The sequence below is a fragment of the Yinghuangia seranimata genome (genome assembly GCF_029953285.1).
Classification (GTDB): domain Bacteria; phylum Actinomycetota; class Actinomycetes; order Streptomycetales; family Streptomycetaceae; genus Yinghuangia; species Yinghuangia seranimata.
Genome location: NZ_JASAOI010000023.1, coordinates 216,233 through 241,363, shown reverse-complemented (window position 1 = coordinate 241,363; position 25,131 = coordinate 216,233). Strand labels below are relative to the sequence as shown.

General features: G+C 74.4%; 21 protein-coding genes and 1 pseudogene. 9 read left to right on the top strand and 13 right to left on the bottom strand.

Annotated elements, in window-relative coordinates; all coding sequences use genetic code 11:
• Nucleotides 1-190: 190 nt before the first annotated feature.
• Nucleotides 191-715 (top strand): MarR family winged helix-turn-helix transcriptional regulator, encoded by a 525-nt coding sequence (locus QI554_RS16490; RefSeq protein WP_281470722.1) that lies wholly within the window; start codon nt 191-193, stop codon nt 713-715.
• A gap of 46 nt (nt 716-761) precedes the next feature.
• Here the strand turns inward: QI554_RS16490 and QI554_RS16485 are convergent, their stop codons facing one another.
• Together QI554_RS16485 and QI554_RS16480 are read right to left on the bottom strand one after the other, a co-directional pair.
• A complete protein-coding gene (locus tag QI554_RS16485; protein ID WP_281470721.1) occupies nt 762-995 on the bottom strand; it encodes a hypothetical protein in 234 nt (77 codons plus the stop codon).
• A gap of 67 nt (nt 996-1,062) precedes the next feature.
• Nucleotides 1,063-1,626, bottom strand: a complete 564-nt coding sequence (locus tag QI554_RS16480; RefSeq protein WP_281470720.1) for a TetR/AcrR family transcriptional regulator — start codon at nt 1,624-1,626, stop codon at nt 1,063-1,065.
• A gap of 106 nt (nt 1,627-1,732) precedes the next feature.
• On the opposite strand from QI554_RS16480, the pseudogene QI554_RS16475 reads away from it, so the two are divergent.
• Nucleotides 1,733-2,329 (top strand): annotated as a pseudogene (locus QI554_RS16475) (DUF2867 domain-containing protein); the annotation flags it as partial.
• 218 nt (nt 2,330-2,547) lie between these two features.
• Nucleotides 2,548-3,072, top strand: coding sequence for a GNAT family N-acetyltransferase (locus QI554_RS16470; RefSeq protein WP_281470719.1), 525 nt, complete (start codon nt 2,548-2,550; stop codon nt 3,070-3,072).
• Nucleotides 3,073-3,181: 109 nt separating this feature from the next.
• Here the strand turns inward: QI554_RS16470 and QI554_RS16465 are convergent, their stop codons facing one another.
• Nucleotides 3,182-3,961, bottom strand: a complete 780-nt coding sequence (locus tag QI554_RS16465; protein WP_425527986.1) for a TetR/AcrR family transcriptional regulator — start codon at nt 3,959-3,961, stop codon at nt 3,182-3,184.
• 78 nt (nt 3,962-4,039) lie between these two features.
• On the opposite strand from QI554_RS16465, the gene QI554_RS16460 reads away from it, so the two are divergent.
• The 3 genes from QI554_RS16460 (at nt 4,040) to QI554_RS16450 (ending at nt 8,353) form a co-directional block, all read left to right on the top strand.
• Nucleotides 4,040-5,572, top strand: coding sequence for an MFS transporter (locus QI554_RS16460; protein ID WP_281470718.1), 1,533 nt, complete (start codon nt 4,040-4,042; stop codon nt 5,570-5,572).
• On the top strand, nt 5,569-5,988 hold the full coding sequence (locus QI554_RS16455; RefSeq protein ID WP_281470717.1) for a cupin domain-containing protein: 420 nt from the start codon (nt 5,569-5,571) through the stop codon (nt 5,986-5,988). Before QI554_RS16460 ends, QI554_RS16455 begins: the two co-directional genes overlap by 4 nt.
• Before the next feature lie 778 nt (nt 5,989-6,766).
• Complete coding sequence (locus QI554_RS16450; RefSeq protein WP_281470716.1) at nt 6,767-8,353, top strand: carboxylesterase/lipase family protein; 1,587 nt, start codon at nt 6,767-6,769, stop codon at nt 8,351-8,353.
• 305 nt (nt 8,354-8,658) lie between these two features.
• On the opposite strand, the gene QI554_RS16445 is transcribed toward QI554_RS16450, so the two are convergent.
• The 5 genes from QI554_RS16445 to QI554_RS16425 all read right to left on the bottom strand — a co-directional run bounded on the left by QI554_RS16445 (nt 8,659) and on the right by QI554_RS16425 (nt 12,288).
• On the bottom strand, nt 8,659-9,012 hold the full coding sequence (locus tag QI554_RS16445) for a VOC family protein (RefSeq protein WP_281470715.1): 354 nt from the start codon (nt 9,010-9,012) through the stop codon (nt 8,659-8,661).
• Nucleotides 9,013-9,095: 83 nt separating this feature from the next.
• Entirely contained in the window at nt 9,096-9,770 is a 675-nt protein-coding gene (locus QI554_RS16440; protein WP_281470714.1) for an NAD(P)-dependent oxidoreductase, read from the bottom strand.
• 287 nt (nt 9,771-10,057) lie between these two features.
• Nucleotides 10,058-11,302, bottom strand: coding sequence for an RNA polymerase sigma factor (locus QI554_RS16435; RefSeq protein WP_281470713.1), 1,245 nt, complete (start codon nt 11,300-11,302; stop codon nt 10,058-10,060).
• Complete coding sequence (locus tag QI554_RS16430) at nt 11,299-11,622, bottom strand: YciI family protein (protein ID WP_281470712.1); 324 nt, start codon at nt 11,620-11,622, stop codon at nt 11,299-11,301. The genes QI554_RS16435 and QI554_RS16430 overlap by 4 nt, the downstream gene beginning before the upstream one ends.
• Nucleotides 11,623-11,679: 57 nt before the next feature.
• Nucleotides 11,680-12,288, bottom strand: coding sequence for a dihydrofolate reductase family protein (locus QI554_RS16425; RefSeq protein WP_281470711.1), 609 nt, complete (start codon nt 12,286-12,288; stop codon nt 11,680-11,682).
• Between the two features lie 529 nt (nt 12,289-12,817).
• Between QI554_RS16425 and QI554_RS16420 the strand changes: the two genes are divergently transcribed.
• Nucleotides 12,818-13,120, top strand: coding sequence for a hypothetical protein (locus QI554_RS16420; protein WP_281470710.1), 303 nt, complete (start codon nt 12,818-12,820; stop codon nt 13,118-13,120).
• A 251-nt stretch (nt 13,121-13,371) separates the two neighbouring features.
• On the opposite strand, the gene QI554_RS16415 is transcribed toward QI554_RS16420, so the two are convergent.
• The 4 genes from QI554_RS16415 to QI554_RS16400 all read right to left on the bottom strand — a co-directional run bounded on the left by QI554_RS16415 (nt 13,372) and on the right by QI554_RS16400 (nt 19,646).
• A complete protein-coding gene (locus QI554_RS16415) occupies nt 13,372-15,708 on the bottom strand; it encodes a hypothetical protein (RefSeq protein WP_281470709.1) in 2,337 nt (778 codons plus the stop codon).
• 376 nt (nt 15,709-16,084) lie between these two features.
• Nucleotides 16,085-17,146, bottom strand: coding sequence for a protein kinase family protein (locus QI554_RS16410; RefSeq protein WP_281470708.1), 1,062 nt, complete (start codon nt 17,144-17,146; stop codon nt 16,085-16,087).
• Between the two features lie 256 nt (nt 17,147-17,402).
• Nucleotides 17,403-18,308, bottom strand: a complete 906-nt coding sequence (locus QI554_RS16405) for a YhjD/YihY/BrkB family envelope integrity protein (RefSeq protein WP_281470707.1) — start codon at nt 18,306-18,308, stop codon at nt 17,403-17,405.
• A 189-nt stretch (nt 18,309-18,497) separates the two neighbouring features.
• On the bottom strand, nt 18,498-19,646 hold the full coding sequence (locus QI554_RS16400; protein ID WP_281470706.1) for a glycoside hydrolase family 3 N-terminal domain-containing protein: 1,149 nt from the start codon (nt 19,644-19,646) through the stop codon (nt 18,498-18,500).
• A 312-nt stretch (nt 19,647-19,958) separates the two neighbouring features.
• Between QI554_RS16400 and QI554_RS16395 the strand changes: the two genes are divergently transcribed.
• Nucleotides 19,959-20,702, top strand: a complete 744-nt coding sequence (locus QI554_RS16395) for a dienelactone hydrolase family protein (protein ID WP_281470705.1) — start codon at nt 19,959-19,961, stop codon at nt 20,700-20,702.
• Nucleotides 20,703-20,742: 40 nt separating this feature from the next.
• On the opposite strand, the gene QI554_RS16390 is transcribed toward QI554_RS16395, so the two are convergent.
• Nucleotides 20,743-23,670 carry a VWD domain-containing protein gene (locus tag QI554_RS16390; protein ID WP_281470704.1) on the bottom strand — a complete coding sequence of 976 codons (2,928 nt, stop codon included), beginning with the start codon at nt 23,668-23,670 and terminating at the stop codon, nt 20,743-20,745.
• Between the two features lie 298 nt (nt 23,671-23,968).
• On the opposite strand from QI554_RS16390, the gene QI554_RS16385 reads away from it, so the two are divergent.
• Nucleotides 23,969-25,057, top strand: a complete 1,089-nt coding sequence (locus QI554_RS16385) for an FUSC family protein (RefSeq protein WP_281470703.1) — start codon at nt 23,969-23,971, stop codon at nt 25,055-25,057.
• Nucleotides 25,058-25,131 lie beyond the last annotated feature (74 nt).

Here is a 25,131-nt window from a genome sequence, read left to right as displayed (position 1 = left end):
AGGTCGACGGCGCGCCGGCACACAACATCATAAGGAACTTATATAAACGCGCGATACGATTACGCCGCGGACGACAACCCTCAGCCCGTCGCCCGCGCCGCCGACCGCCCCCACGCGCGCGCCGCAGCAACCACTGCACCGCACGCGCCGGGCGGCCCCGGCGACTTCGACGACGCCCGGGACGCCCCCCTTGGACCACACCGCCCACGCCGCCCGTTCCGCGGACCCCGACCACACCCCCGCGGGCCCGCGCCCCGACGCGCCCGACGCGCTGGACGTACTCGACGTGGAAGCCCTCGCCACGGCCGTCGAGAACTTCAACCGCTTCTACATCCGCCTGCCGGTGCTCGAACGCCTGTCGTTCACCACGCTGTCCGTGCTCGACACCCTCGCCACCCGCACCGCCCCCATGCGGCTGACGGAACTCGCCAGGACGGAGCAGGTCAGCCAGCCCGGCATCACCCAGCTCGTCACCCGGCTCGAACGCGACGGCCTCGTCGAACGCCGCCCCGACCCGGCCGACCGGCGCGCCGTGCTCGTCCACATCACCCCGGCCGGCCGCCGCATCGGCGAGGACCGGCACGCCGACCGCGCCCGCCACCTGCGGCCGCTCATCGACCGGCTCACCCCGGAGCAGCGCACCGCGCTCGCGGGCGCACTGCCGGTGCTCAACCGGCTCGCGGAACTCGGGGCCGAGGCGAGGGCGGCCCGCTAGGCGCACGGGCCCGGCGCACCGCACCGGCCCGGGTTGCCGTCGGCCGCTAGTCCCTCACCCGTCCGCGGCCGAGGCAGCGCCACTCCGCCGAGGCGGCCGGCGAGAACACGGCGCCCCCGGCGCGGGTGACGGTCACCGCGTCGTGCTCCACGAGGACCCGGTCGCCGGGCGCGAGGAAGAGCGGCTCGGCGAGGGCCAGGGTGTATCCCTCGTCGTCCGTCAGCCGGTTGACGAGGACCAGACGCTCCACGGGAGTGACACCGTCGGCGGTCAGGCGCATGCCGGGATGCTGACACGCCTCGGGCGGCCTCCGCCAACGGTTTGCGCCCGCGTACGCGAACGTCCGGTCAGGCCAGCAGCCGCTTGCGGATCAGCCCGATGACGTCGGAGCGGCTGTGCGGCCCGTGGTCGGCGGCGATGAAGTGGACGCCGATACGCAGCGAGAACGCGATCAGGCAGCGCGCCTCGACCTCGTCCTCGTCGTCGGGGCACAGCGCCCCGAAGAGGACCCGCATGTACTCCATGCGCCGGTTGTCGACGCGGCGGAGCCGTTCGGCGACGGCGGGGTCGCGGCGCGCCCAGTCGCGGACGGCGAGTTCGGCGGTGGTGTTGGTCAGCGGTTCGTCGGCGGTGGAGCCGGCGATGGCGAACAGCAGCCCGAGCTTCTCGCGGGCGTCGCCGCCGGCGGCCTCGACGCGGTCGATGACGTCCTGGGTGACGGCGCGCTCCCACGTGTCGAGGAGTTCCTCCAGGAGCGCGTCGCGGTTGCGGAAGTAGCCGTAGAAGCCGCCCTTGGTGACGCCGAGGGACTGGGCGAGCGTCTCGACGCGGACGGCCTCGGGCCCGCCGGCGGACAGGGCGCGCAGCCCCTCCTCGATCCAGGCGCCGCGCGGCGTACGGGCGTTGGCCATGGCGGCACCCCTCCCGCCCCGCGTGTATACGGTGGCGTATAAATGAGTCCGGCGTTGTTATACGGCATCGTATAGATCGTGCGCACCGCACGGACAGGAGCTCGGCATGCGACTCCCCAGGACCGCCCACACCGACCGCCCCTGGCGCATCCACGAGATCGCCGGAGACTTCCAGCTCGAGGACGTGTGGGCCCTGCCCACCCCCGGCGGCCCCGACGACCTGGCCTACCTCGTCCGCCAGTTCGCGGAAGGCCAGAACGACAAGACCAGCATCGGCTCCCCCGTCTACCGCGCACTGTTCGCGATCCGCTGGAAGCTCGGCGCACTGCTCGGCTGGGACAAGCCCGACGCCGGCCTCGGCACCCGCGTCCCCACACTCCGCGACCGGCTCCCCGACGACCTGCGCGACGCGCCCCGCGGCCCCGACCCCGAGTCCGTGCCCATGCGCGCCGTCTACCAGCTCCACGACGAGTACGCCGCCGAGCTCGCCAACCGCACCGTGCACGGCATCATGCACATTGGCTGGGTCCCCGACCCGACGCAACCCGGCGGCTACCGCGGCCAGATGGCCGTCCTCGTCAAACCCAACGGCGTCCTCGGCAAGGCGTACATGCTCGGCATCAAGCCGTTCCGCTACGTCGGCGTCTACCCGGCACTGCTGCGCGCCGTCGGACGGGAATGGGCGGCGAGCGCGGCGGCGCGGGAGGCCGACCGGGCGGCAGCCTGCGCCACGGCCGGGACGGACACCAAGGCCGGCAGCGGGACGGGCGCCGACACGGCCACCGAGGCGGGCACCGGGACAGGCACGGGGCCGGACAAGGCGGCCGCGGGCCCGGACAAGGAGCGCGCGAAGCGGTCTTGACACGGCGCCCGGCGCCCCGCCCGGGGCCGGGGCGCCGGGCCCGGTGGCATGCTCGGCGCGTGCATGCGACGCGCCCGCTGACCATAGACGACGTACCGGTGCTGACCGACCTGGTCGTCCGCAACCGGGAGTTCCTCGCGCCGTGGGACCCGCTGCGCACCGACGACTACTACACCCGCGACGCGCAGCTCGCGCTCGTCCGCGACACGCTGGACGACCAGGCCGCGGGCAGGCTGCACGCCCGCGTCATCCTGGACGCGGCCGGGGACATGGTCGGCCGGATAACGCTGAACGGCATCGTGCGCGGGGCGCTCCAGTCCGGCGCCATGGGCTACTGGGTGAGCGAGCACGCCAACGGCCGCGGCCTCGCGAGCGCCGCGGTCCGCGAGACGCTGCGCGTCGCGTTCGACGACCTGCGGCTGCACCGGGTGCAGGCGGAGACGCTGACGCACAACGCCGGGTCGCAGCGGGTGCTGGAACGCAACGGCTTCACGCGCTTCGGCCTGGCGCCGCAGTACCTCCGGATCGCCGGGCGCTGGCAGGACTTCGTGATGTACCAGGTGCTCAACCCGGCGGCGGACTGACGTCCGCTGACGTCCGCTGACGTCCGCCTGCTGACGTCGACCTGTCGGCGGCCGCCGCCCGACCGCGGCTGCGCCGCCGCCGTCCCGCCGTCCCGCCGGACCCCGGCCGTCACCGGCCCGCGACGAGTCCCGTGACGAGTGCGCGCAGTCCGTCGCGGTAGGTGTCCTGCGCGGTGAGCTCCGCCCAGTCGGCGGCGACGCCGGACAGGCGCGGGAGTTCGGCCGGGTCGAGGCCGGCGAAGACGTGTTCGCGGTAGGTGGGGCGGTCGTCCGCGGCGCGGCGGCGGGCCGCGGTGGCGCGGACGAGGATCTCGCCCGCGGTGTAGTACCAGATCGCGCGGTAGCCGTGGACGGCCTGCGCGGGGGACAGGCCCGCGGCGGTGAGCCCGTCGACGACCTGTTCGACGTACCAGAGCGCGGACGCCGCCATGAGGTCGTCGGCGGTGAGGACCTGCGCGATCCAGGGGCGGGCGGCGAGCGCGTCGTGGATGGCCGCGGCCGCGGCGAGAACGCGCTCGACCGGGTCGTCGGGCAGGCCGGTCGGCCGCAGCGCGCCGGCGGCGTAGTCGTCCAGGAGCAGGACGAGCAACTCCTCCTTGTCGCGCACGTGGTGGTACAGCGCCATGGGCGTGGTGCCCAGGTCGGTCGCGAGGCGGCGCATGGTGAGCGCGTCGACGCCCGCGTCGTCCACGATCCGCCGGGCCGCGCGGACGACGTCGTCGCGGGAGATGCGGGGCGGGCGGCCGACGGCCTTGCGCGCGGTTGAGCGCGGACTCTTCTCTCCGGCCTTGCCCCGGGCCTTCGCAGGGGGTGTGCCGGCAGCGGCGTCGGGAGTCGTGTCGGGGCTGTCGCGCGGGGCGTCGTGCTGCGGGGCGGAGGCGTGCGGCATGGGCCCATCATTCCGCAGCGGGGTGCGCGGACCGGTTTCCCGGTCGACAGCGCGCCGCCCCGCCGCTAGTTTTCTTACATGTATAAAAACATGCGGGGGCGGCCCCGCGCCGTCCTCGCGACCGCCTCCGTCGCCCAGTTCGTCGTCGCCCTGGACATGGCCGTCGTCAACGTCGCCCTCCCCGACATCCGCACCGCCCTCGGCTTCGCACCCCTCGACCTGTCCTGGGTCGTCCACATCTACGTCCTCACCTTCGGCGGCTTCCTCCTCCTCGGCGGACGCGCCTGCGACCTGTACGGACCCCGCCGCCTCCTCCTCGCCGGCCTCACCCTGTTCGGCCTGTGCTCCCTCGCCGGAGGCCTCGCCCAGACCCCCGCCCAGCTCGTCGCCGCCCGCGCCGGACAAGGCCTCGGCGCCGCCGCCGCGGCACCCGCCGCCCTCGCCCTGCTCACCACCACCTTCACCGAAGGCCCCGCCCGCGTCCGCGCCCTCGGCGTGTGGTCCGCCGTCAACGCCGCCGGCGGCTCCCTCGGCGTCCTCGCCGGGGGACTCCTCACCCAATACGCCGGCTGGCGCTGGGTCATGCTCGTCAACCTGCCGATCGTCGCCGCCGCACTCACCCTCGCCGCCGCCACACCGGCACACACACCCGCACCCGCGCCCCGCGCACCCGAACAGGCCCCCGCAGCGCGCACCCGAGGGCAGGCACCCGCCGCGCCGCCCACCACCGAACCGGCCGCCCGCGCACGCCTCGACATCCCCGGCGCGATCCTGTCCACCGCCGCCGTCGGCCTGCTCGTCCTCGGCATCGTCCGCGCCGACACCCTCGGCTGGACGTCCCCCACCACCGGCGCAACCCTCGCCACAGCCGCGGTCCTGCTCGCCGCGTTCCTCGTCACCGAGAGCCGATCCCCCGCACCACTCCTGCGCCTCGGTCTGCTGCGCAGCCGCTGGGTCGCCGGCGCGAACGCCCTCGTCTTCCTCGCCGCCGCCGGCCAGTTCGCCGCGTTCTACTTCGTCTCCCTCTACATGCAGCAGGTCCTCGGCATGGGCGCCGCCGCGACCGGCGCCGCGTTCCTGCCCTTCTCCGCCGGGCTCGTCGCCGGCACCCTCGCCGCCACCCGCATCACCGCCGCACGCGGCCCCCGCGCGTCCCTCGTCCCCGGCGGACTGCTCGGCGCCGCCGGACTGGCGTGGTTCGCACGCATCAGCCCCGACGGCGGCTTCCTCACCGACGTCCTCGGACCGTCGCTGCTCACCAGCGTCGGCGCCGGCCTCGTCCTCGCCCCGGTCGCGGCCGCCGCGACCACCGGCATCGCCCGCCACGAGGCCGGCACGGCCGCCGGACTCGTCAACAGCTCCCGCCAACTCGGCGGCAGCGTCGGCGTCGCCGCCCTCGCCACCCTCGCCGCCCACCGCACCGGAACCGCCACCGGCCCGGCCGCCCTCAACGACGGCTACGCCCTCGCCCTCACCGCCACCGCCGGACTGTTCGCCCTCGCCGCAGTCGCCGCCGCCCTGCTGCCCCGCCGCGGCACCACCCTCCCCGTCCCCGTCCCCGCCGCAGCCCCCGCGCCGACCGAGCCCCGCCTGGAAGGAACCCCCACATGACCACCCCGCCCCTCACCCCGCGCGCGCCCGAACCCGCCCCGGCCGTCGACCTGTTCACCGCCGCCCTGCGCATCCACGCCGACGGCGCCATCCACACCGACCACACCGGCATGCGCATGGACGTCGACACCTGGCAGCTCGCCGCGTTCCGCCTCACCACCGACGAGGACGCACACGCCGACCGCTGGGAGATCCACCCCGACGCCGACGAAGCCGTCTGCTGCCTCACCGGGCGCCTCCGCCTCCAACTGCGCCCCGCCGCGCCCGGCGGCCCCGTCGAGACGACCGTCATGCGGCCCGGCACCGCCGTCGTCATCCCCCGCGGCCGCTGGCACCGCTTCGAACTCGACGAACCCAGCGACCTGTTGGCCGTCACCCTGACCGCCGGATCCCTGGTCGAGCCCTACACGCCCTGACCCGCCACCCCCGGGGCCCGGCACGACGCACACGTGCCGGGCCCCGCCGTCTCCAGGGGTGTCGTGAACGAGCCGACCCGCAACCCGCGTCCGCGCCACTGCCCGCCAACCCGGTCCGCCGCATCCGGCGAAGACGGCCGGGGATTCGCCAACCGCGCGGGCGACGCGAAAGTGCCGCGGCATGAGCTGTCCGGTCGCCCCACCGCCGCGCGACGCCCCTGCCGCGGCCCCGGCACGGGCGAAGGTACGGGCGGCGTTCCGAGCCCGGACCCGGGCGGCGGCGGGATCGGCGGCAGGTTCCCCTGGTGCGGCGCCCCGCTGAGAGTCGCCGCCGCAATGCACCACCCCGCCCGCACCGGCCGCCGCCGTGACGGTCGCGCCAGGGCGCGCGGGAGGGCCGGCGGGAACCGGTGGGACGTTCGTACCGAGCGGCGGCTGCCAGGCGCGGCCGCGCGCGACGATCGTCTGCGCGACGTCCGCGGGCAGCCACGACCCCGGACCTGCGCCGTGGTCGAGCGTGACCGTGAGCGCGGCCAGGAGCTCGTCCCGCGTGAGGCGTTCCTACGGGGTCTTCGACAGACACGTCGCGACGACCAGGCCCGTACGGCCGGACAACCACGACAAGCGTGTTCCCGCAAAGGGCTCGTGCGCAGGCCTTGCGGCGCGCCCCCGAGGCGCGGTCGGCAAAACGGTTGGCGCCGCGCCCGCTCCCGGAGGGAGGATCGCGAGTGGCCGCCCGCGTCCCGTGCCGGGCGAAACGCCCGGGAGGCGAACCGAGATGACGAGCACCGCCCCCGATCCGCCCGCCGCCGACTCCTCAGGTCCCGGCGGCGAACCGCTGTGCCGCACCCGGTCGGGTGTCGTACGCGGCGCCACACGCGACGGCGTGGCCGTGTTCCGCGGTGTCCCGTTCGCCGCGCCCCCCGTCGGCGCGCTGCGGTTCGCCGCACCCGAGCCCGCCGCGGCGTGGGACGGGGTGCGCCCCGCCCTCGCATTCGGCCCGCCGCCGCCCCAGGCAGCCGCGTTCGGGATGGACCGGCTCGCGCAACACGGCGCCGCCGACCCGGACGGCGCGGGCTGGCTCACCCTCAACGTCTGGTCCCCCGCCCCCCACCCGGGCGCCGGCCTGCCCGTCATGGTGTGGGTGCACGGCGGCGCGTACTGCGTCGGCGCGTCCGGGCTGCCCGAGTACGACGGCGCCCGCCTCGCCCACGACGGCGGCGTGGTCGTGGTGACGTTCAACTACCGCGTGGGCGTCGAGGGCTTCGCGTTCCTCGACGGCGCGCCCGCGAACCGGGGCCTGCTCGACCAGGTCGCCGCGCTCGCGTGGGTACGGGAGAACATCGCCGCGTTCGGCGGCGACCCGGACCAGGTCACGGTGTTCGGCCAGTCGGCCGGGGCGGGCTCGGTCGCGGCGCTGCTCGCGATGCCGTCCGCGGCAGGCCTGTTCCGCCGGGCGGTCGCGCAGAGCGTGCCGGGCGCGTTCTTCACCCCCGACCTGGCCGCCGACATCGCCGCCGCCGTCGCCGGCGAGCTGGGGCTGCCCGCGACCGCCGCCGGCCTGGCGGGCGTCGACCCGGACCTGCTCGCCCTGGCCGGCGACGCCGTCATGGACGCGGCCCCGGGCCGCGCGGGCCGGTGGGGGCCGGCCGCGTACCGGTCGGTCGTGTTCGCGCCGGTCGTCGACGGCGACGTCCTGCCCGCCACCCCGTGGCACGCCGCCGCGCAGGGCGCCGCCCACGGCGTCCCGCTGCTCGTCGGCCACACGCGCGACGAGCAGCGGCTGTTCACCGTGCTCGACGGCCTGATCGGCGGCGTCACCGACGACCTCGCCGCGACCGCCCTGCACGCCCTGGCCCCCGGTCCCGACGGCCCTCTCCGCTACCGCGCGGCCTTCCCCGACGCGGGCCCGGAGGAGCTGTACGAACGCGTGCACTCCGACTGGCTGTTCCGCATGCCCAGCCTGCGCCTCGCCTACGCGCACGCGGCGGCCGGCGGACGCGTCCACCTGTACGAGCTCGCCTGGCCGGCCCCGGGCGGCGGAGGCGTGTTCGGCGCCTGCCACGGCCTGGACGTGCCCCTGGTGTTCGGGAACCTGGCCGCGGGCCTGACCGCCGCCCTCATCGGCGACGGCCCCTCCCCCGCCGCCGAGGAGGTCTCCGCCGGGATGCGCGCCGCGTGGACGGCCTTCGCCACACACGGCGACCCCGGCTGGCCCGCCTTCACCCCCGCCTCCACCCTCGACCCCGCAACCGCCCAGGTGTTCGACACCCCGCCGCGCACCGAGGCCCGCCCGGACGAGGCGTCGCTGCGCATCTGGGACGACCACGCGTTCGACGCGCTGCGACTGGAGGACGGCCGGTAGCAGCGGGGCACGGGCAACGGCCGCTCGGCCGCTCGGTCGGGGAGCCCGGGTCGGGAGTCCCGAACGGAGGTCAGGCCGAGGCGTTACGGCACCCCCAGGACGCCCCGGCCCCGCCGGCCGCCGCCCCATGCCCGCACATCGCGCCCCCGCACAGATGATCGGCACGGCCCATCAGCCCAAGCGCTTCAGCCTGTTCGCACACCCGTCCGGGGCTCATGACGCGTTCGTCGACTCACCGGACAAACCGCGCCTCAGGTCCGACTGCCCAGCGCTGCCTGTCGCTTGGCGGCAGCTTCGGGAGTCGCTCAGCTCTTCCGCTCACCCAGGACACAGAACTCGTTGCCCTCCGGGTCGAGGAGGGTCACCCAGTGCTGCTCGCCCTGCACGGTGTCGGCGCGCCGGGCACCGAGGGAGAGCAGCCGGGCGACCTCGGCCTCCTGGTCGTCGGGGCGGAAGTCGGGGTGGAGCCGGTTCTTCGACGCCTTGCCCTCGGGGACAGGCACGAAGAGGAGCCCCGGCATCCGGTCCGGCTCGGGCCGGATCTCGACGATCTCCTCGGTTTCGTCGACCACCACCCAGCCGAGAGCTTCGGCCCACCAGCGCCCGAGAGCGACGGGGTCGGCGGAGTCGACGATGATTTGTTCCCATTCCAGTGCCATGGGCCCGAGCATAGACAGGACCGGCGGCTTCACCGTCGACGGCTCCGCCGCGGCTGTCCGGCGCCCGGGCGGATATCCGCGCGTCAGCGGGCGAGGCCGAGGGTGGCGGCGAAGATGTCCGGCCCTTCGAGGACGGCGAGCATGCAGTGCGCCACGTCGGCGCGGCCGATCGCGCCGCCGCGGGTGACGTTGCGTCCGACCTCGGTGCGGTAGCGGCCGGTGAGCGGGGCGTCGGTCATGCGGACGACGCGCAGCGCGGTCCAGTCCAGGCCGCTCATGCGCAGTTCGTCCTCCATGCGCGCGAGGTCGGCGTAGCGGTCGCGCATGACCGCCTTGAGCACCGGATAGCCGACGCGTCCCGCGAGGAAACCGTCGCCCGCGTCGCGCGAGGGCGGGCTGGGGCGCTGCGGGGAGGCGACCGTCCCGACCGGGGACGCGCTGACCGCGACCAGCCGCCGGACACCGGCCTGCCGCATCGCCGCGACGGCGGCGCGGGTGCCGTTGCGGACGACGTCGGCCCGGGCGTCGTCGGCGCCGCGGGCGCCGAGCGCGGACAGGACGGCGTCGGCTCCGTCGAAGGCGCCGGCCAGGGCCGCGGGTCGGACCGTCGCCAGGTCGGCGGCGACCGTGGCGGCCCGGGTGTCCGTGACGGCGGACGGGTCGCGCACCACGGCGGTGACGGTGTGCCCGGCGTCGAGCGCCTGGGCGAGGACGTGGCGGCCGACGCCGCCGGTGGCCGCCAGGATCGTCAGTCTCATCGCGTACTCCGGTCTGCGCTGCGCCGCGCGGTGGTGCCGCGGGCGGGGCGGGATGCCTTCCTGATGAGACGGATGCCGGGGCGCGGATGTGACCGGGGAGGTTGCTCCGTACGGGGGATGCGGCGGGAGCGTGCGAATCGGCGCCTATATATAGAGGAAAGAGCCGGCTGCGAAGCACCCTCCGGCGCCGGCGGCTCGGTTGAGGTGCCCGGCGGCTCCGGGTGGGTTCCGGAGGCCGCGGCCGGTCCGGGCGGTATCCCTGGGGTGTCGGTCAAGTCCGTTGGGGGCTACCGGAGTTGGTCGCGGCGGCGGGTCAGGTAGGCGGTTTCGGCGGTGTTGCCCGCCAGGCCGACGGCCTTGTCGTAGGCGGCGCGCGCCTGTTCGCTGCGGCCGAGGCGGCGCAGGAGGTCGGCGCGGGTCGCGTGGTAGGCGTGGTAGCCGGCCAGCGCGTCCCCGAGGCGGTCGACGGCCGCCAACGCGACCTGGGGGCCGTCGAGTTCGGCGACGGCGACGGCCCGGTTGAGGGCGACGACCGGTGAGGGGTCGAGGCGGACGAGCCGGTCGTAGAGGGCGAGGATCTGCGACCAGTCGGTGTCGCGGACGTCGCGGGCGGACGTGTGCACGGCGTTGATCGCGGCGAGGATCTGATAGCGGCCGGGGGCGGTCCCGGCGGCGGCAGCGGCGAGGCGTTCGCGGACGAGCCGGTGGCCTTCGGCGATCAGCGGCGTGTCCCAGGCCCCGCGGTCCTGTTCGCCCAGGGGGACGAGTTCGCCGCCGGCCGAGACCCTGGCGGTGCGGCGGGCCTCGGTGAGGAGCATCAGCGCGAGCAGCCCGGCCACTTCGCCGTCGTCGGGCAGGAGGGCGCGGACCAGGCGGGTGAGCCGGATCGCCTCGGCGGTCAGGTCGCGGCGCACCGGGTCGGTGCCGGGGCCGGTCGCGAGGTAGCCCTCGTTGAACACCAGGTACAGCACGGCGAGTACGCCGGTGACCCGGGCCGGGAGGTCCTCGGCCGACGGCACCCGGTACGGGATGCGGGCCGCCTTGATCTTGGCCTTCGCGCGGGTGATCCGCCGCTCCAGGGCGGTCTCCTGGACGAGGAAGGCGCGGGCGATCTCGGGCACGGTCAGGCCGCCGACCATGCGCAGCGTCAGCGCGACGCGGGTCTGCGTCGCGAGCGCGGGGTGGCAGCACGTGAAGACCAGCCGGAGCCGGTCGTCGTCGATCGCGCCGGTCGGCTCGGGGGGCTCGGGCGGGTCGTCGTCGTACGCCATCCGGGCCTCCTTGTGCTTGTCGCGGCGCTTGTTCTCGCGCCGGATGCGGTCGATGGCCTTGCGGTGCGCGGTGGTGGTCAGCCAGCCGCCGGGGTTGGGGGGCACGCCGTCGGCGGGCCAGCGTTCGACGGCGGTCGCGAACGCCTCGGCGGCGGCCTCCTCGGCGATGTCGAGGTCGCCGAAGCGCCGGTTCAGCGCGGCGACCACCCGCGCCCACTCCTCACGGTGGGCGCGGGTGACCGCCTCGTGGACGTCGTTCACTGGAACGGCCGGACCTCGATCTTGCGGTCGCACACCTTGGACGCCTCGGCGGCGAGCCCCAGCGCCACGTCCAGGTCGGGGGCCTCCCAGACCCAGACGCCGGCGAGGTACTCCTTGGACTCGACGAACGGCCCGTCGCTGAACACCGGCTGCTCGCCGCGGTTGTCGACGACGGTGGCGGTGTCGGTGTCGGCGAGTCCGCCCGCGAACACCCAGTAGCCCTCGGCGATCAGGCGTTCGTTGAACGCGCTGATCGCGGACCGCTGGTCGGTGCTGCCGGGGTTGGCCTTGTCGTCGATCACGGAAACCAGGTACTGCACGGGGATCATCTCCTGGGGTGTCTGGTCGGCGGTCGGGTGGTCGTGGTGGCGGGGGCGTCAGGCGGCGGTGTACCGCGGCGGCCCGGCAGGCCGGAACACCTGGATCGTCACGCCGTTGGTGTCGACGCGCGACTCGACGAGGCCGAACGCGAGGTCGGGGCCGGTCTCGGGGAACAGTCTGGCGCCCTGGCCGACGATCACCGGGACGACGACGAGGGTCATCTCGTCGACCAGGTGGTTCGCCAGGAGCCAGCGGACCAGGGCGCCGCTGCCGTGGACCTGCAGTTCGCCGCCGGGCTCGGCCTTCAGCTTGCGGACGGCGTCGGCGAGGTCGCCGCGGAGCACGGTCGTGTCGTCCCAGCGCGGGGCGGTGAGCGTGGTGGAGGCGACGTACTTGGGGGCGGTGTTCAGGGCGACGCCGATGGGGTGGGCGCGCATCGAGCCGACGGACCCCCACGAGCCGGCGAACAGCTCGTAGGTGCGGCGGCCGAACAGGAACGCCTCGGCGCGCCGGTAGGTCCGCGCGATGTACTCCCGGGTGTCGTCTTCGCCCTTGCCGCGGGCCCATCCGCCGCGTTCGAACCCGTTCCTGCGGTCGTCCGTCGCGGCGCCGTTGCCCTGCATCACTCCGTCGAGGGAGACCTGGGTCATGGTCGTCAGCTTCATGGTGGCGTTTCCCGTGCCTCGGCGCCGCCCCCGGTGGGCGGCCTCACCTCTGCCACGAACGGCACCGCCCCGACCCGACACCTCCGCGCGGACTTCTTCGAGGAATTTCTCCGGGCGCCCGCTCCGACGGCTCGTGCGCGCCGCCGCTCACGTTGACGCTCACAGAAATGCGTAACGCGCCCCACTCTCGCCGCACGCCGGTTACGAAACATGCAACATAGCGGGAATTATGTTGCACCCCGCTCCGAGGTCCCGGAACACCCGAAAAGCCCGATTTCCCACCCCGCAAGCCTCATTGAGGTCTTACCGTTAACGGTAATTCGATAATGAGGCCACAAAGCCGCCCCTGACGGGTGAGCGGGGCCGTCTCAGCCGCCGTAGCGGCGTTGCCTGGCGGCGAAGCTGCGGACGGCGCGGTCGTCCGCCGCCGTTTCACCGGGCTCGCCGCGGCGGCCGCCCTCGCCGCCGGCCTGCTCGTGGCCACGGACCGGCGTCCGGCGAGGGCCGGCCCGGGGCACTGCTCTTCGCCGTGGAGGCCGCCGTCTTCGCGGGCGGCACCTTCGCCTTCGCGGTGATCTGCAACAGCGTCCTGTGGTTCGCCGCGCCCCCGCCCGCGTCGCGGATCCGACGCGCCGCCCGGATCGCGACCACCGCGGGCGCGTCGGCGCTACCGGTATCGCTGGGGTTGCGGGACGGCATCTGGCAGTTGCTCGGATTCGGCCACCAGGTCGACTCCCTCGGACAGTGGGCCGTCGTCGCACTCACCGGCGCCCTGCTGACGGGCGCGCTCGCCTTCGGCGTGGCAGCCCGCGGCCGCGGCGCGCCGAGCTGACCGCCGCGTTCACGCGAGCAGCGCCGACGGGCTGTCAGTCGGGGAGCCGTCCCCACGGCGAGGAGTCCACGTCCATATGCGGGGCGAGCATGTCGTGGACGCGGCAGCGCGGTCCGACGGTGGGATGGCACCCGAACACGCCTGATCCTCGCGGCCGCGGGCCGGCAGGCATCGGCCTGCCGGCCCGCAGTCGTGTGCAAGGGCACTGCTCGGGTCGGGCGAAGGGTGATTCGCCCGAGGGGAGTCCGTGGTTACACCCTGGTCTCCGGGTCCGCTCCGCGCGGGGTGTGTCCGCCCTCGCCGAACGGACCGGTGTGCCGGTCCATGTTCCCCTGCGCGACGTCGGGGCCCGGGTCGCTCGGGGCGTTGCTGTAGCCGCCGCCGTTGCCGGTGCCCGAGTCGCCGCCCGAGCCGGCGCCCGTGCCGCCGCCGGGAGTCGACATGCCCGTCCCACCCGACGAACCGCCGGCCCCGTCGCCCGAGCCGTTGCCTCCGTTGCCTCCGGTGGAGGGGTGGCTGCCCTCACCGAGGCGGTTGCCGCCGGAGGACGAGCCGCCACGCGTCGGATCATTGTTGGCGCGCCCCGGGACGATGCTGTTCGGGACCACGGTGGGCTTGCTCGGCGCGCGGTACTGGCCGGTCTTGGCGTTCTGGCTTTGGGCGTAGTGCTGGGTCGAGTTCGGCTTCGCCGGACCCGGCTTCGCGGGTGCCTGCTCGGCAGGCGCAGGACTCGCGGCGCCGGGCTTGAGGAACGCAGGGGCCTGCTGCTGCCCCTGCGGCTGCTTCGAATCCTCGGGCTCGGTCGCGGGCGGGGCGGCCCGCGGTGGGGCGACGCGCTCGACGGGGAACTGCACCGCCGATTTGTCGCTCCAGTGGCCGAACTTGTCGATGGTGTACCGGTTGAGCGCGTCCGTGGTCTGCGCACCCCCGTAGTACGGCAGGGCGCTGACGCGCGGGTCCAGCGGGTCGAGGCTGAAGTCGCCTTGGACTTGCTCCCAATACGCGTTCGCGTCCATCATGAAGTGCATGATCTCGGGCGTGAACGCGGACTTGTCGATGTTGTACAGACCGTCGTCGACCAGGTGTTCCAGTTCGTCCGCGGTCCGCTGGGCCCAGTTCAGCGACTCCCACTGCCGGTACTGCGCCAGGTAGCGGCTCGCGAACGCGGGATCCTGCAGGGCGCGACGGACCACCCAGTTCTGGTAGTCCGACGTGAAGATTCCGTCGGCACGCTCCAACGCGATGAGGATGGCCGTGGCGATCGCGTTGTCGCGAACGCCGACCTTGAGGCCCTTGACGAACGCGCCCTCGCGCGGGAGGGCGCTCCCCGGCGTGGCTCTCGGACCCACGGGCTTCTCCAGGGCCGGGACGCCCGGCTTCTCCACGGCCAAGGCACCCGCCTTCTCGGGGGCGGACCCGGTCGGCTTGCCGGCGGGCGGCCGGCCCGGGCCGGCCTCCGGGGTGCCGTTGGCACGCACCGGGTCTCCCGCCGCGGGGTCGCCCATGGCGCCGCCGGGCTTCGCCGTGCCGGGCCCGGCCTCGTTCGCCGCCGGGCCGCCCTTGGCGGAACCGCCGGAACCGCCGCGCCCGGGATCGGGGTTCGCCGCCCCCGAGCCGCCGGACGGCTTGCCGCCGCGCCCGCCCTTCCCCGAGTTCCCCGGGGCCGCGCCCCCGGACGGCCCCTGCCCCAACGGCTTCGGGCCCGTGCCGCCGCCCCGACCCGCGGGGTCGCCGCCCTCGCCGGGCCCACCTGATCCGCCTGACCCGCCCGGCCCCTTGAAACCGGGCGGCCGGTAACCGGGGACCTGCTCCCGGTAGCGGGCCTCCTGCCAGTCCATGTAGTTGTCGCGCGTCATGTCCGAGGCCTTGACCCCCGGTTGCGTCGCCTTCGTCGCCTTGAACAGCTCGTAGTCGTGGACGTCCGTGATGGTCCCGTCCCGCGCCGCCTCGTCCCAGCGGGCCTTGGCGGCATCCGCGCCGGCCTTCAACTCCCCGGGCGGGGCCATCCGGTCGATGCCGGTGACGGTCTCCTTCACGAGGCTCCGCGCGAACTCGTTGATCTCCACGTGCCGGAGTTCTTCGGGAAGCCCCTGGTAGAACGCGTCGGCCACCATGTACTCGCCCAGCCTCTGAGGGCCGACCGGGCCGCGGTTCAGCTCTTCGAGGTAGTTCGTGAACGCCTCGCTCCGTGCCGCGACGATCTCGCGCGCCGCCGCGCGCTCTTCGGCCTTGGTCCTGGCCCGCTCCCCGACCCACGAGGCCGTGGCGCTGGCGATGTCCTTGGCGAGCCCCCAGGCGCCGTGCTCGGTGGTGGGAATGCCGAACGGGATCGGACCGTCCACCACGGTCTTGGTGAGGACCCACGCGAGGAACTTCTGGGGCCAGTACGCGCGCGCGGTGGGCGGCACCGCGTCCGGGTGCACCGGGATGTTGTCGTTCATCCAGCGCTGCACTTCGTCGGACCAGCCGGGCTCCGGACTCTCGCCCGGCGGAAGCTGGTTCGACGGAGTGTCCGCGTGGGCGGTGGTCGCTGTGGCGGCCTGCGCCACCTGCATCACCGACACCGCCACGACGACCCCGGCGGCCATCCGGCCGCTCCTGACCGGGCGGCGTTTCGTGTGCTGTCCAGATCCCATGTGCGGCGTCCCTTCGACAACGGTCACACACGCGCCGGATCGACGCTGCGGTACGTCCGCGACGCTACGCCGAGCCGATGTAAGCGAGAATTACACTTGAGGGTGATTTGAGGTTCAGGGCACCGGAATTCATCGTTCCGAGGGTGGAGGAACGTTACTGCGAAACGGAATCGGGCGTCCGTATCGGCCACGCAATTGTGCGGTCGGCCGGTGGCGTGTGTTCACAGCCGGCTTGCGTGGAATGCGGATTTCCCTCGATATCCCGCGCAGGTCAATTTTTTCCACGACGGCTCGGAAGCGGCCGCGTACCCTACGCGGCCGCGCCGCGTCACGGAATCGACCACGGTTGGGCCGGGGGCGTCGCGATGCAGTACGCGAGGGTCTCCTGGAGGCTGGAGCCCATGCCGTCCAGGCACTGCCCGAGGTGCGTGGTCAACGCGTCGGACGGCGTCGCCGCGGCGGCAGGTGCCGGAGCCGCGGTGGTCGGGCGCGGCTGCGCGGCGGCGGGACCCGCGGGCGGCGGTGCCGAGGGTCGGACGCTACCGGCACCGCTACCGCCGCCCGGCGTGCCGCGGGCGGGCGTTGCGCCCGAGGTGGGCGCGGTGTGCGTCGCCGGTCCCGTCGGCGGCTGCCCGCCGGATACCGGTGCGGGCGGCCCGGCGGGACCGGGGCTTCCGGACGCGGTGGACGGCGAAGAGCCGGGTCCCGTCGGCGTGGCGGCGTCGGCCGGTGGTGTCGTCCGCGGTACGGCCGGACCCGGCACGACCGGCTGCTGGGCGATCGGCTGGTCGGCCCGCGGCGCACGGGAGCCGTCGACCGTGCAGGAATGCACGGCGAACAGCGTGGTGGCGGCGATCGCCGCCGCCGCGGGCAGGGCGGCAACGGCCCTGCGGCGCCTGCGGGGAGAGCGGCGCGCGGCGCCGTGGAGCGGCAGCGGCGCGGGTGCGAGAGGCTCGACGCCGCGGTGCGCGACGGCCCGGCGGTCCGCGACGGCGGGTCGGTGCACCATGTGCAGCGCTTCCAACGAGTGGGCCACGACCTCGGGGATCCGCTCGTACGGTAGGGGGCCGCTCGCGGTGGCCTGCGCGGCAGGCGTCCGTCCGTCGACGAACTGCGCCACGACATACGGGGTACGGGGGCTGCCGCCGGCCCGCCCGGCGCCGCCGACGTAGGCACCCTCGGGGTGCTCCAACGATCCCAAGAGCCGCGCTTCGCCGTGGAACTGCGCCGCCGCCACGGCCTTCCCGCCGAGCACCGGATGCACGACCTTGAGCACGACCCGGCGCCCGGACACGGCGTCGTCGGCCCACCACACGGCCGACACGCCACCCGTGGCGATCAGTTCGACGAGGGTGTACCGGCCGCCGAATACCGTTCCCGGTGCCCACATATCGCGCTCCCCGTACCGGCTTTGCCGGAAAAGTCAGACCTCGGACCGCGCCTTTTCCCGTTGTTGATTCGGTACTGCGGCGTGCAGGCAGGCTAGCGACGGCGAACTCGACCGGGAATCGCATTTGAGAGAAAACTGAGGTTCGGAGGATGTCCGGAACGCGGAATTCCGATCCCGGGGTCGCCGGCGACAACACCGTCGCGGGCGTCGCGTCGGCGCTCAAGCGCCGCGTCGCCACCCGGCTGTGCGCCCGCGCTCAGTGCTTCCGGGTCAGGCGTCCGACCACGGCCGGGCCGCGGGTCGCCTCCCAGCGGGAGCGCGCCTGCGCGAGCACCGTGTCCCATTCCTTGCGGACCTCGTCGTCCGGCGGACGCTCGCCCCGGCCGATCCTGTCGAGCTCCTCGCGGACCTCCGCGCCCAGCGCCGCCGACGCCACCACCGCGAACATCGCCCCGAACAGCGCGGACAGCATGGCGAACACCGCCCCGATCGCCCCGTACCGGGCCGTGGAGGAGTTGAACAGCCGCGGCATGTACACGCTCATCGCCACCGAGTAGCCGGTCAGCGCGACCGCCCCGATCACCCCGAACGGCAGGAGGTCGCGCGGGGTGATCCGGACGGCGGACAGCAGCCGGCCGCTCCACACGAGGAACACCGCCGTCAGCGGCGCCACCACGAGGGCCGCCGCCAGTTCGAACGGCCTGTGGCCGAGGGCCGCGTGGATCCAGCCGCTGAGCGCGGCGTCCGCCGCCAGCAGCCCGATCCACTTCAGGCCGTTCACCGTGTTGCGGACGCTCAGCGGCTCCAGCTCCCAGTTCTGCTCGAACAGCCGCTGCGCGGCCCGCGCGAAGCTCAGCACCGAGATGACCAGGAACGCGACCCCGAACAGCCCCAGCGTGGTCCACTCGGTCGACGAGGTCAGCAGGTGGCGCACGGCGTCGGCGCCGTCCCCGGTGAGGCCGTAGCGGTCGATGAGCCGTTCGGCGGTGTCCTTGCCGCCCAGCCGGGACACGACGCCGCTGAACAGGACGGCCAACGGCACCATCGCCGTCAGCGCGGCCGAGGACAGCGCCATGGAGCGGTCGAAGCCGACGAGGCGCTGGAACCTGCCGACCACGCGCAGCGCGAACGCCGGCCGGAGCCAGAACGTCGCCGTCCGCACGAACACTTCGCGGCTGAACCGAGTCGTTTGAGCCTCCGGGGTCGCAGGGGCGGGGCGCCGTCGACGAAGGCCGGACGAACCCGGCCGGCACCCGTACGGATCGTCCGTCCCGTGCCTCGGATCGCCGCCGCCCCCATCCTGACCGATATGTCCCGCTCTGCCCCGTCAACCCGCCGCGCGGCGGAGCCGTCAGGCCAGCGTGGCGCGCAGCTGGAGGATCCGGTGGAGGGCCGCGTCGGACCGGTGCCGGTTCAGGGTGCCGTCGGTCAGGGCCGCGGCCAGGGAGTCGACGACGGCCTGGCCGTTGGACACGTCGCGCGTGGCCTCCAGGATCAGGTCCATCCCGGCGGCCGCGGCGGTGACGGCGTTCTGCGGCGGCGTGCCGAAGGCGTCGAGGGCTCCGGCGTTGATGGCGTCGGTGATGGTGACGCCGTGGAAGCCGTGCCGGCGGCGGAGTTCCCCGTCGATGACCGTCGGGGACAGGCCCGCCGGAAGCTCCGGGTCCAGGCCGGTGTAGACCGCCCAGGAGAGCATGACCAGTTTCACGCCCGCGTGAACCGCCGCGTCGTACGGGAGTTCGTCGATGCGCCGCAGGTCGGCCCGCGAGGTGCCGAGGGTGACCGGGCCCAGGTCGGTGTTCTGCTGGGCCGTCGCGGGCCCCAGGCCCGGGAAGTGCTTGGCGGTGGCGGCGACGCGCTCGTCCTGCTGCGCGGCGACGAAGGAGCGGCCGCAGAGCGCGACCACGTTCGGGTCCATGCTGAACGAGCGCTGGAACTGGTCCTCGAAGTCGCCCGGGGTGCGGAAGACGTCGAGCACGGGCGCCAGGTTGACGTTCAGTCCCGCGCCGCGCAGGAGCCGGCCCGCGACCTGTCCGGCGTCGGCGGCGGCCGCCGCGGGGTCGGGCGACTCGCCGATCTGCTTCGCGGTCGGGACCGGCCCGCCGGGCAGCCGGCGGACCTTGCCGCCTTCCTGGTCGGTCATCACCAGCAGCGGCGCCTTGACCGGGCTGCTCGCGTTGGCCTCGTGCATCAGCCCCACCGCGGCGGTGACCTGGCTCAGGCTCGAGACGTTCTCGCCGAACAGGATGACCCCGCCGCACAGGCCCGCGGCGATCAGGTCGAGCAGGCTCTGCGGCACCGTGGTGCCGGGGTAGGAGAACACCACCCGCTGGGCGGCCTGCTGCCGCGCGGTCAGGCACGGCTCGGGGACCGGCGTCCCCGACACGGCCTCCGCCGGCACGGCGACGCCCAGGCCCGCCGCCGTGGCCACCCCGGCCCCGGCGAGCAGCGTCCGGCGGGACAGCAGGTTTCGAGGGGACGGGTTCCCGGGCTGGTCCATGACGTTCCTCCACGCTCGTACGGGCCCGTCCCGGTCTACCCGAGCCCGGCGGGACGGGCCCGGGGACACGCGCGACATTCCTCCTCCCGGCGCAGCGCCCCCGACGGCGGCACCCGTGGCCGGACGGCCACCCGCGGAAACCCGTTGGCGGACCACGGCCGGCCGCTGCTACCGTCCCGGAGGCCGTGCGAGAGAACGAGGAGGTGGTACCCGTGAACGCAGTAACGACATGGGTGCTCCCCTCCGGGGTCACGGTCGGGCGATAGGTCGTCCGGGAGCGCCGCTTCACGCGAACTCCCGAAGGGCACGACCATGCGATTCACCTCCGAGAAGCGCCTCGACGACGGCGTCCTGGAACGCGACTTCACCCTCGACGGCATCCCCGGCGTCCTGTGGACGCCCGCCTCCGCAACCGCAGCGGCGCCGGCCCCGCTGGTCCTGCTCGGCCAGCCCGGCGGACTGGGGCTGCGGACGATGCACCCCCGGCTGGCGGCCCGGGCCCGGCACTGCGCGGGGGACGGCTTCGCCGCGGCCGCCCTCGAACTCCCCGGATGCGGCGACCGGCCCCGCCTGCCCGACGCCGAGCGGGCCCGCGCCGACCTGCGCCGGGCCGTGCAGGCCGGCGAGCCGGTCGGCGACGACGTCGTCGACGCCCTCGTCCTCCCGCTCGTCGACCAGGCGGCCCCGGAATGGCGGGCCGCCTTGGACGCCCTCCTCGCGCTGCCCGAAATCGGCGGCCCCGTCGGGTACTCGGGCGGGGTGGTCTCCCTCGGCGTCCGGATGGCGGCGGTCGAACCGCGCATCGCGGCCGCCGTGCTGTTCGCCGGGAGCGTCGTCCCGCGCGGCATCGTCGAGGAGGCCCGGCGGGTCACCGTCCCCCTCCACGTCCTGCTGCAGTGGGACGACGAGCACAACGACCGCCAGGCGGCCCTGGACCTGTTCGACGCCTTCGGCTCGAAGGAGAAGACCCTGACCGCCAACATGGGCGGTCACACCGGCACCCCGGACCACGCGGGCGACGCCGCGGCCCGGTTCCTCGCCCGGCACCTGGCCTAGCCGACCTCCGGCGCCGCCGCGGGCCGCGCCCGCGGCGGCGTCACCCGGCGGTGAGCGTGAACCCGTACGTTCCCGGGATCGCCGGGTCCGGGTTCTCGACGACGATCGCGTAGAGCGTGCTCCCCGGGAGCGTGACCGCGCCGAGGTCCTCGCAGACCGAGACCGGGCCCAGCAGCGGCGGCACGGGAACGGGCTGGTCGGGGTCGTAGAAGTCCTGGTAGAGCCGCCACTGGAGGCGGCAGTCGCCGCCGGGCACATGGGTGAGCGTGACCGTCTGCCCGGCCTCGCCGGCGAAGACCAGCTCGTGCAAGGGGGAACCGGACGGCATGGCGCCGGCGCAGGGAACGGCGCCGCCTGCCCCGATCGTGTCCCCGATCTTCACATCGAACAGGGCGCGGGAGACGTCGCCCTCGGCGGCGAGGCATTCGGGCGGAACCGGCGTCCCGTCGGCCGTGGTCTCGGTGCGCCGCACGGCCGTCTGGAACGCTTGCTGCGCCGCGGCCGCGGCGGCGAACTCGGGGCGCCCGGTCAGTGCCACGTCCAGGACGCACTCCTCGACGACCAGCGGGTCCGTCACCCCCGAGGCCCGGCACGTCGCCTCGGCCTGGTCGCGTCCCGGCAGCGCGGTGACCGGCTTGGGGAAGCCGCGGTCGGTGAACGTCGCCGTCGACTCCCCCGGCCCGTAGTCGAACAACGAGGCTTCCTGCGTGATGCGCCACCGGTCGGCGTACGCCCCGTGCAGGTCGGCGGGCCCGGCGGGAACCGTCAGCGTCCGACCGCCGCCGAGGTCCAGGTCGTTGCCGGGGTCGCCGTCGAAGTTCCCCAGCAGGCCCTCCATCCGGCCCTTCCGGGACGACGGCACGACCACGTCCGCCTTGAGGCCGAACGCGCCGACGGTCGAGACGTGCAGGCGCCTGCCGTCGGGCCACGTGACGCTGTACAGCGTCGCGGTGCCCTCGCCGAGCTTCGTCAGCACCCCGCCGTGCGGCAGCGCGGTGTCGCCGGCGGGCGGGGTGACCACGGCCCCGTTCAGGTGCGCCTCGACCACCTCCGGGTGGGGCGTCAGGTACAGGCCCACCCGGTCCCCCGCGACATCGGCGGCCAGCGCGCTGTTGACGCTCACCGTGGCAAGGCCCGGGTACGCCTTCTGCCGGGCCTGCACCAGCAGCCCGTCGTCCGACGACCGCGCGAGGGTGAACTCGCCGACGGACTGCAGGTCGTAGCGCAGATTGTCGAACGTCACCAGGTGCGGGTCGCCGTTGCTGCCACCGGTGCCGCAGCTCTCGCCCTCACGCAACGGGGCCGACGGGGACAGGGGAACCGCCCGCCCCACGGTGCCCGCGGGGGCCGGGCGCGACTGCGGCCGCGGGTTCGGCGGTTGGCAGCCGAGCACGGGCCCTGGAGGGAACGGCCCCTGACCGGCGCCCGGGGTGCCGGCGGGCGGCTTCTCCTTCCGCGGACCGCAGAAGGCCTTGAGGCTCGTGCCGGAGTACTCGAGGGTGGCGGTGTTGACGCCCCCGGTGATGCCGAGGTACGCGTGGCCCTTCGCGATGGGCTGGAACCGGGTGCCCGCCCCCGGTGTGTCGCTGGGGCACGTGCAGGCCGATCCGAGCGTGCAGAACACCGTCGTCAGGGCCTGGGGGAAGACGAAGTCGCCGGTGGTGCCCGGTCCGAACCGGCCGTACGGGCTGCTGCCCCCTTTCTCGGTGAACTGCAGCACCTCCGCCTTGACGTCCAGGGCCGTCAGCTCGACGCCCAACCGCCCCGAGGTGATCCTGCCGGTCTGGGCGTCGGCGACGGGCGACGGCCGACCGAGCGTCGCCTTGGTACCGGTGATGTCCGCGCCCTTCGTCGTCCACGGCGCACCGCGCACGGCGTCGCGTGTGTAACTGGCGGGCCAGCTCTGCCGGATGTCGTCGGCGTTGGCACCCAACGCCGCGGTGAACGCCGCGGCGTCGCGCCTGTCGACCACGTCGGCCGAGGCCTTGACCACCGGGACGAAGCGGTTGAACACGTCGACGCCGCGGTAGTCCAACTCCCACCAGAAGCCCATGGCCTCATCGGACTGCCTGCTGAGCGGCGTGCCGGTGTCGCGGAGGTACGTCTCCCACAGCGCGGCGTAGTCCGCGGAGTGTCCGACCAGCTTGCCCTCGACCCAGCGGGCGAGCCCTTCCAGCACCCAGGCCGGGATGTTCTCGTACGCCTTCCGGGGGGTGACGACCAGCCCCTGGGCGCAGTGGGTGAGCTCGTGGAACATGGTCGCGAAGCGTTCGTTGCCGGAGGTGAAGAACGCGGGGTAGAAGGTGATCTGACACTGTGGAACGCCGCCGGCGACCCAGGCCCACGCGTCCGCCTGGACGACCACCGGCCCCGCCCCGGAACCCGGCTTGGGGGAAAGGGTCTTCTGCTTCGCCGAGACGCAGGCACCGAAGTTCGGCGCGACGGTCTTCAGCCCCAGGGTCGGTGCGAGAGTCGCCCAGAAGCCGACGAGTTCCTTCCTCAAGGCGGCGCTGCCGGGGTTGGCCTTCGGGCAGGACGCGTCGTTCGGGAAGTCGCCAGGCGTCCCGAGCGGACGGGCCGTGCCTTTCGTGCCGCCGGTATCCGTGTCGTCCGGCAGCTCGTCGCGCCCGATCGCGTCACTGACCGCGGCCCGCTGCTCGGGCGTGATCTCCTGCCACTTGGCGGCGATCCAGCGCAGCGCGGTCGACCCCGACGTGAGCTCCCTGCGTTCCCCGGAGACCGGCGGAACTCCGGGCAGCGGCCCGTACACCGTGGCGAACGCCGCCAGCGCCATCTCCTTGGAGACCTCGCCGTCGGGGCCGGTCATGGCCATGACCTTGCGCCAGGCACTCGGCTGCGGCGTGTGCTGACGGTGGGTACCGCAGCCCGCCAGGGAGCCGATCAGCGCGACCGCGGACGCCAGGACGCAGACCCGCGCCCGCATGCTGGAGAAAGCCCGTGACGTCATGCGGCCTCCCGGCCCGGACGGGGCCGCTCTTCCCGTTCCGGCCGCGTTGCGACCCACCCTAGGCGCGATATGCGACAAATCCGGCGATCCGTCCGGTGTGGCGCAGCGGAACCGCCCGACCGCGTCCACGACACCGCAGGGCCGCCCGGGGCCGCCCCGGGGCCGCCCCGGGAAAAGTCGCGCGCGGGCGCTGCGCGGGAGACGCTCGCAGGGAGGGCTCCGTCCGCCCGTGAACGCTGCACGGCCGGGATCCCGAGGAGCCCGAGCCGGTCATCGAACCGTGCGGAGGTGTTCCGTGATGACCGAGATCCGCCTGGCGGACGTGTTCGCGATCAACCGGCAGGGCTTCAACCTACGCCGGGGCGTCTCCGTCCTGCTGGTGATGCTGCTCCCGTTGATCGTCCTGGGCGCGCTCGGCGAGGAGAAGTACTTCGTCGGCGTCGCGCTCGGTGCGCTGTTCACCGGCCTGTGCGACCCCGGCGGGCGATACGGCTACCGGGCGCCACGGCTGGCCTGCGTCACCGCCGCCGGCGCACTGCTCACGGCGTTCGGCTACTGGCTCGGCTCCCAGGCGTGGGGGTGGGTGACGCTGGGCGCGTTCGCCGTCACGCTGGCCGCGAGCCTCGCGGTGAAATACGGCAAGCACCGGTTCACCGCCGCGCTGCTGCTCAACGTCTGGTTCCTCATCGCGGTCGCGCTGCCCGGCGGCTACGCCGCCGACCACGTCCACACCGGCGCCTGGCCGCAGGCCGCGGCCTGGGCGATCGGCTCGGCGGTCATGATCGGGTGGATCGGCGTCATGTGGCTGGCCACCGGCCGCTCCGACCGGCAGCAGACCGGCGCGGAACTGCTGCCCGGCGACACCACACCCGTGCCGCTGTCCCGGCCGGTCGTCCTGTACTGCGTGATCCGCGCCGTCGCGGTCGCCGCCGCGGTGGCGATCGCGTTCGGGTTCGGCCTCGACAACGCCGACTGGATGCCGGTGGCCGCGCTGATCGCGATGCAGCCGAGCCTGCAGCAGTCGACCGTGACCGCGCTGCAGCGCCTGGCCGGCGCGATCATCGGCGCCGTGGTGGCGTCGGTGTTCCTGCTGGCCGTCGACAACAAGATCGCGCTCGGCGTCGTCATCGTCATCGTGGGCGGGCTCGCCGGCGCGATCCGCGCCGTGGGCTACACCTGGTACGTCGCCGCGGTCGCGGCGACCGTGCTCATCGCCGAGGGCATGCCGCACCCGACCGACCTCGCCGAGGAGGCCCGGCGCGTGGCGTTCACCTTCGCGGGCGTCGCGATCGCGGTGCTGGTGACGTACCTGGCGACGATGCTGGCGAAGCGCCGGGCGGCCGCCGCCCGTCCGCAGTCCTCGGCGACGGCCGGCGCCAGCGGGTGACCAGGTGGCCGGGGCCGCGGCCCGCCGGCACGGTGGCGGCGCGCGGCCGTCGGACCGCCGCCCGCGGGGCCCTC

Bases quoted from the DNA above. Each gene is read 5' to 3' on its own strand.
- QI554_RS16465 (WP_425527986.1), bottom strand. From the start codon at position 3,961: ATGCCGCACGCCTCCGCCCCGCAGCACGACGCCCCGCGCGACAGCCCC.
- QI554_RS16485 (WP_281470721.1), bottom strand. From the start codon at position 995: ATGCGCCTGACCGCCGACGGTGTCACTCCCGTGGAGCGTCTGGTCCTC.
- QI554_RS16400 (WP_281470706.1), bottom strand. From the start codon at position 19,646: ATGGACCAGCCCGGGAACCCGTCCCCTCGAAACCTGCTGTCCCGCCGG.
- QI554_RS16450 (WP_281470716.1), top strand. From the start codon at position 6,767: ATGACGAGCACCGCCCCCGATCCGCCCGCCGCCGACTCCTCAGGTCCC.
- QI554_RS16480 (WP_281470720.1), bottom strand. From the start codon at position 1,626: ATGGCCAACGCCCGTACGCCGCGCGGCGCCTGGATCGAGGAGGGGCTG.
- QI554_RS16455 (WP_281470717.1), top strand. From the start codon at position 5,569: ATGACCACCCCGCCCCTCACCCCGCGCGCGCCCGAACCCGCCCCGGCC.
- QI554_RS16415 (WP_281470709.1), bottom strand. From the start codon at position 15,708: ATGGCCGCCGGGGTCGTCGTGGCGGTGTCGGTGATGCAGGTGGCGCAG.
- QI554_RS16385 (WP_281470703.1), top strand. From the start codon at position 23,969: ATGACCGAGATCCGCCTGGCGGACGTGTTCGCGATCAACCGGCAGGGC.
- QI554_RS16410 (WP_281470708.1), bottom strand. From the start codon at position 17,146: ATGTGGGCACCGGGAACGGTATTCGGCGGCCGGTACACCCTCGTCGAA.
- QI554_RS16395 (WP_281470705.1), top strand. From the start codon at position 19,959: ATGCGATTCACCTCCGAGAAGCGCCTCGACGACGGCGTCCTGGAACGC.
- QI554_RS16445 (WP_281470715.1), bottom strand. From the start codon at position 9,012: ATGGCACTGGAATGGGAACAAATCATCGTCGACTCCGCCGACCCCGTC.
- QI554_RS16440 (WP_281470714.1), bottom strand. From the start codon at position 9,770: ATGAGACTGACGATCCTGGCGGCCACCGGCGGCGTCGGCCGCCACGTC.
- QI554_RS16460 (WP_281470718.1), top strand. From the start codon at position 4,040: ATGTATAAAAACATGCGGGGGCGGCCCCGCGCCGTCCTCGCGACCGCC.
- QI554_RS16390 (WP_281470704.1), bottom strand. From the start codon at position 23,670: ATGACGTCACGGGCTTTCTCCAGCATGCGGGCGCGGGTCTGCGTCCTG.
- QI554_RS16425 (WP_281470711.1), bottom strand. From the start codon at position 12,288: ATGAAGCTGACGACCATGACCCAGGTCTCCCTCGACGGAGTGATGCAG.